This is a genomic window from Vibrio sp. D173a (assembly GCF_030248475.1).
On record NZ_JAHGAH010000025.1, the window covers coordinates 1 to 5,772 of the forward strand.

At 40.3% G+C, this 5,772-nt stretch carries 5 protein-coding genes; 3 read left to right on the forward strand and 2 right to left on the reverse strand.

Annotated features, from left to right (window positions below; translation table 11 throughout):
- Positions 1-326: 326 nt before the first annotated feature.
- Both KIV40_RS03825 and deoC read right to left on the reverse strand, forming a co-directional pair.
- On the reverse strand, positions 327-1,166 hold the full coding sequence (locus tag KIV40_RS03825) for a DeoR family transcriptional regulator (RefSeq protein ID WP_285347984.1): 840 nt from the start codon (positions 1,164-1,166) through the stop codon (positions 327-329).
- 43 nt (positions 1,167-1,209) lie between these two features.
- Complete coding sequence (gene deoC, locus KIV40_RS03830) at positions 1,210-1,869, reverse strand: deoxyribose-phosphate aldolase (RefSeq protein WP_266522974.1); 660 nt, start codon at positions 1,867-1,869, stop codon at positions 1,210-1,212.
- Between the two features lie 216 nt (positions 1,870-2,085).
- Here deoC and rbsK point away from each other — a divergent pair, with 216 nt between their 5' ends.
- The 3 genes from rbsK to KIV40_RS03845 all read left to right on the forward strand — a co-directional run bounded on the left by rbsK (position 2,086) and on the right by KIV40_RS03845 (position 5,494).
- Positions 2,086-3,015, forward strand: a complete 930-nt coding sequence (rbsK, locus tag KIV40_RS03835; protein ID WP_266522971.1) for a ribokinase — start codon at positions 2,086-2,088, stop codon at positions 3,013-3,015.
- Between the two features lie 83 nt (positions 3,016-3,098).
- The gene (fucP, locus tag KIV40_RS03840; RefSeq protein WP_285347985.1) at positions 3,099-4,427 is read left to right on the forward strand and encodes an L-fucose:H+ symporter permease; all 1,329 of its coding nucleotides are present in this window, start codon (positions 3,099-3,101) and stop codon (positions 4,425-4,427) included.
- Positions 4,428-4,477: 50 nt separating this feature from the next.
- Positions 4,478-5,494 (forward strand): aldose 1-epimerase family protein, encoded by a 1,017-nt coding sequence (locus KIV40_RS03845; RefSeq protein ID WP_285347986.1) that lies wholly within the window; start codon positions 4,478-4,480, stop codon positions 5,492-5,494.
- Positions 5,495-5,772 lie beyond the last annotated feature (278 nt).

Below are 5,772 nucleotides of genomic sequence, written 5' to 3' on the forward strand. Positions count from 1 at the left end.
GAGCGAAATCTGCCTATTGTCGAGATATTAAAGGTTTTGTCGGGCAATGATGCTACAGCCGCTTCAACTTGTAATTGTAGTTATTCATGATTCTATAATTTATAGTTTTACGAAAATGATAGTTGTCCAGAACCTTCACTGTTGGCACTTCGTAACTCTGAAGTGCCCCCATTATCATTTACGGCTAAAATATTCGCGGCCACGAACTACTGAAATTTGCCCAAATACAGCTCATGTAACGATAGTAATATTTATGCAAAAATAGTGAGTTTCTATGTTTGCAAGGTCGCTTCGGAACAAAACCGCCTCCACTATTTATCACCAATTTAATCAACCGGTGGGGTTAGAACCTGCAGTCGTGCTTCATTACAAGCCGCTTCGAGCTTATGAGGTAAGGCATCATCAGAGATCAAATAGTGGAAATTTAGCAAGTTACCGATTTTGTATGTGGCGGTTTGATTGATAGTTTTCTTTTCTACTATCAGATACTTTTTCATGCTCCTTTCCATAACCAGATTCGCAATGTTTGCTACCAACATATCCGAAGCTGTCACGCCAAACCTATCGTGAACACCTGCGGACGAAATAAACACTTTCTGAAATATCATAGGTGTTAGCACATCATTAGAGGTGGAGACGAAGATATCATGTACAGCGTTATAATCGCCGCCTTGCAAGATAGACTTACAGTTAGGTTTATTCTTTAATGCCAAAAAGACATTCATAGAAGCAGTAACACCCGTAAATTTCACATGATCGGGTATTGAAACAATAATGTCAGCGTTAAGTACTCCGTTGTCGAAATACACTACATCATTCATCTCTATAAAGTCAGAAACGATAGCCGAGATATAGTTGTTCACTTTGACTGGAGGGAAAACTGTTGTATTGCGCGCTTTCTGAAGTGGAGTCGCCTGAGAAGATACTTTCGAAGACATCTGTTCAAGATCTTCTGTAACTTCATCATGAACGATTGGATCACCACGACGGATATATCCGCCGTAGTATTCAAGAGGAAAAGAATGAGCAGCATTGGAGCTTAAATCACGACGAACTGTCATTTCTGACACTTCTAAAAGGCGGGCGATTTCTTTCAAATGAATTTTGTCGCTGTGTTTTAGGCATGCTTCAATTCGTCGAAGTCTTTCTAACTGCTTTGTAACCATGTTTCTCCATTTTCGGCCTTTTACAGCCGAAGGCTTCTTATTCTTAGTAACCATTCGTCGTTGGAGCTTCACCCGTGACAATGCTCACACTCGCACTAGCGCCAACTCGAGACGCCCCAGCGTCAATCATTGCTTGTGCTGTTTCTTTGGTGCGAACGCCGCCAGATGCCTTTACTCCCATTTGTTTGCCAACAGTATCACGCATTAACTTAATATGCTCAACAGTTGCACCACCTGTTGAGAAACCTGTTGATGTTTTCACAAAATCAGCACCAGCACGCTTGCTAATGTTACACAGTTCAACAATTTGTTCGTTGGTGAGTAGGCAGGTTTCGAAGATGACTTTGAGCAATTTCGGACCACATGCCTCTTTTATAGCGGCAATCTCTCTTTCAATAGCATCCCACTCACCGTCTAAGACATCGCTGATGTTCACTACCATGTCAATTTCATCAGCGCCTAACGAGATTGCATTTTGAGTTTCAAAAACTTTAACAGCAGTGGTGTTTGCCCCTAAAGGAAAACCGATAACTGTGCAGATCTTAACATTTGATGTATTTAGGCGTTCGGCGCAATGCTCAACAAAATCAGGATTGATACAAACAGAGAAGAACTGGTGTTCGTGGGCTTCATCACAGAGTGTGTTGATTTGGTTAGTTGTGGCGTTAGCCAATAATAGTGTGTGGTCAATATAGTGATTCATGTTGTTACCCTATGCGTTAATCTTGGATTGGAGTGTATGTTACCTTAATGACATTTTAAAGTTGTAATGTTATTAAGGTAACCTATAAATGTGATTTAGTGCTGGTTTTTTCATTGTTTAATCGGCATTAACATCATTTAAGTGATCCTAATCTCAGTAAATACTCATCAAGATCGATTAATGTTAGTTTTATAACATTAGCAAGAGAAGTTAAAAATGAAAACAATTGCAGTTATCGGCTCAAATATGGTCGATCTCATTTCATACACAGACCGTATGCCAAAAGAAGGTGAAACATTAGAAGCTCCATCATTCAAAATGGGATGTGGTGGTAAAGGTGCTAACCAAGCCGTAGCCGCCGCGAAAATGGGAGCAGATGTTGTAATGGTAAGTAAAGTGGGTGACGACATGTTTGCCGACAATACAATTCGAAACTTTCAATCTTACGGCATCAATACTCAATATGTGAGCAAAGTACCTCAGACTTCAAGCGGTGTGGCGCCAATATTTGTTAGTTCCACATCTCAGAACTCTATTTTGATCATTAAAGGAGCGAATGAGTTTTTAAAACCAGCTGACATTGATAAAGCGGAAAGTACCTTGGTGGAGTGCAGTTTGATTGTGCTTCAGCTAGAAGTACCACTAGAAACTGTCTATGCCGCCATCGAATTTGGTAATAAGCATAGTATTCCAGTATTGCTAAATCCTGCGCCTGCTGTACCTGAGCTTGATATTGAATATGCTTGTCGTTGTGACTTCTTTGTGCCTAACGAAACTGAACTAGAAATTCTAGTGAACAAGCCTGTTGAAACGGTTGAACAGATTAAAGAAGCCGCCACCATTCTTCTAAATAAAGGTTTGAACAACATCATCGTTACCATGGGTTCGAAAGGTGCACTTTGGTTAAGCAAAGATGGTAAAGACGTATTCATTGAGCCAACCAAAGTAAACGCAGTGGATACCAGTGGTGCGGGTGATGCATTCATTGGCTGCTTCTCTCACTACTTCATGCAAACTGGTGATGTACAGAAGTCCTTAGAAAAAGCTTCACTCTTTGCTGCATTCAGTGTGACGGAAAAAGGAACACAGTTCTCTTATCCGAGCATTGAACAATTCGAAGAGTTTGAAACAAAGCACTCCAAATAATACTAACGGTCTGAACTAACAATTAAAACTGGCTCATTATTTCTAATGAGCTACAGATAACTTGTTCTTTAAGGTACCCTACAATGATAAAAAATAATACCATCCAAGGCTCTGATGGCTATTTGGATAAAACACCAGTATTTCAATTTACACTATTATCTTGCCTTTTTCCTTTATGGGGGTGTGCGGCTGCATTAAACGATATTCTAATTACTCAATTTAAATCTGTTTTTGAATTATCTAACTTTGCAAGTGCCTTAGTACAAAGTGCTTTTTATGGCGGTTATTTTTTAATTGCGATCCCTGCTTCTTTAGTCATTAAAAAGTCGTCGTATAAAGTGGCTATTATGATTGGTTTGTCGCTTTATATCTTTGGCTGCGCGGCATTTTTCCCTGCTTCTCATATGGCAACTTATACTATGTTCCTAGCAGCGATTTTCGCTATTGCTGTGGGTTTGTCTTTTCTGGAGACAGCGGCGAATACATATTCTTCAATGTTGGGGCCAAAATCCCATGCAACACTGCGCTTGAACATCAGCCAAACTTTCTATCCAATAGGCGCTATTGCGGGTATCTTGCTTGGTAAGTACCTTATTTTCCAAGACGGTGCGAGCTTAGAATCACAAATGGCGGCGATGTCTCCAGATCAGATTCATGCGTTCCGTCTAGAGATGCTAGAACATACGCTGAAGCCTTATAAGTACATCATTTTCATTCTTATCGGTGTGTTAGCGTTGTTTATGTTCACTCAATACCCGAAATGTAAAGTGGCTCAACAAAGTGGTAAAAAAGCCCCTTCTATTGGTAAAACGCTTAAGTATTTATCGACTAATAATCGCTTCAAAAAAGGCATCATCGCACAGTTCTTATATGTAGGTATGCAGGTCGCGGTGTGGTCGTTCACGATACGTTTAGCATTAGAAATGGCTGATATCAACGAACGCGCAGCATCAAACTATATGGTGTACTCATTCGTGTGTTTCTTTATAGGTAAATTTATTGCCAACATCCTGATGACAAAATTCTCTGCTGAGAAAGTACTCATTGCTTATTCTGTGATTGGTATGGCGTTTCTTGCTTATGTATCTCTAGTTCACGATTTTAGCGCGGTATACGTAGCTGTTGGTGTGAGTGTTTTGTTCGGTCCTTGTTGGGCAACTATCTACGCTGGTACATTAGATACGGTAGATAATGAATACACGGAAACAGCGGGAGCTGTCATTGTTATGGCGATCGTAGGCGCAGCAGTGGTACCTGCTATTCAAGGTTTGGTGGCTGACGCTATTGGCATGCAGCTTTCGTTTTTGGTCAACTTTATTTGCTTTGGATACGTTGGTTATTATTTCTTAGGTGAAATGAAAAATAAGAACCAAAGCGAAAAACAGACTCAATTAGCAGAACAAATAAATTAATGTAGCAAAAAGCCACTTTATAAGTGGCTTTTCTGTTTCGGAGAAAATTTATGTATATCATTCAACTAAACAAAGCACAGTTTAATCAGCAAGAAACAATTTTAATTCAATCTGAGGATTTTAAAGTATCAGCGTTCAAATATAACTCTGGGGTCGAAGGGTTAAAAATCGAAAATGCGAAAGGTTATTTAACAATTCTGCCTTACATGGGGCAAATGATTTGGGATGCGAAACTTCTAGGTGAAGACATTTGTATGGAGAACATGTTTTCGGAGCCGAAACCAAACAATGAGATTGTAGCTACATACGGATGTTTCGCTTTCCATTCTGGCATGATTAGAAATGGCTGTCCAAGTCCTGAAGATGACCACCCACTGCACGGTGAAATGCCGTGTGCTAATATGGATAAAGCATGGTTAGAAGTCGATGAATATCAAATTACTCTAAAGGGTGAATATGAGTATGTAATGGGTTTTGGAGACCACTACTTAGCGACTCCGTCAGTTTCTATTGAGAAGGGGGCGTCTATGTTTGAGATTAAAATGAAAGTGCAAAACTTAGCTTCAGTCCCAATGCCACTACAGTATATGTGTCACATGAATACGGCATACTTCCCAGAGGCGAAGATGACGCAAAACATTCCGGATAGTGCGGTTAAGTTGCGTAAATCGATTCCCGGCCATGTTAAGCCAACACAACAATGGCTCGATTTTAACGACATACTCAAAGCGCAATCAGCACCCATTCAACAGCTTTCTGCACCAGATATGTATGATCCTGAAATCGTCTATTTTATGGATGACTTGTCTCAGCATACTGACAATGCTGAGTTTGAAATGACAATACCGAATGGCAAGACGTTAATTACTCGATTTGATACGACAGAGTTCAACTATGCGACGCGTTGGATCTTGTACAACGGAGACCAAAAAGTCGGAGCCTATGTCCTGCCTGCAACTTGTCGACCAGAAGGTTACTTAGCCGCTGAGAAAAACGGTACGTTGATTCAATTGCAACCAAAGGAAGTGAGAGAGTTTACAGTGAAAACAGGCATTGTTGAAAAATAAAACTTTGCGGTGTGATGTAAAAAACAGCCATTTGTTTGGCTGTTTTTTTAGTTTGAAAGCAATTTTGTAGACAAAAACGGCGTTTTTCAAGGTAGTTGTCATCATTCGCTTAGTTATTAAGCGGCTTTTCTTTCTGGATTTAGATGAACCTCACCAACGGGTTCACAGTTCCTAATTTTGCCTGACCAACGCTCTGGGTGTCGCTCTCTTGCTACCGACAACACATCAGAACGACGTCTTAAAATCTCGCTATCTTTACCACTGTGACGCTCTGATGG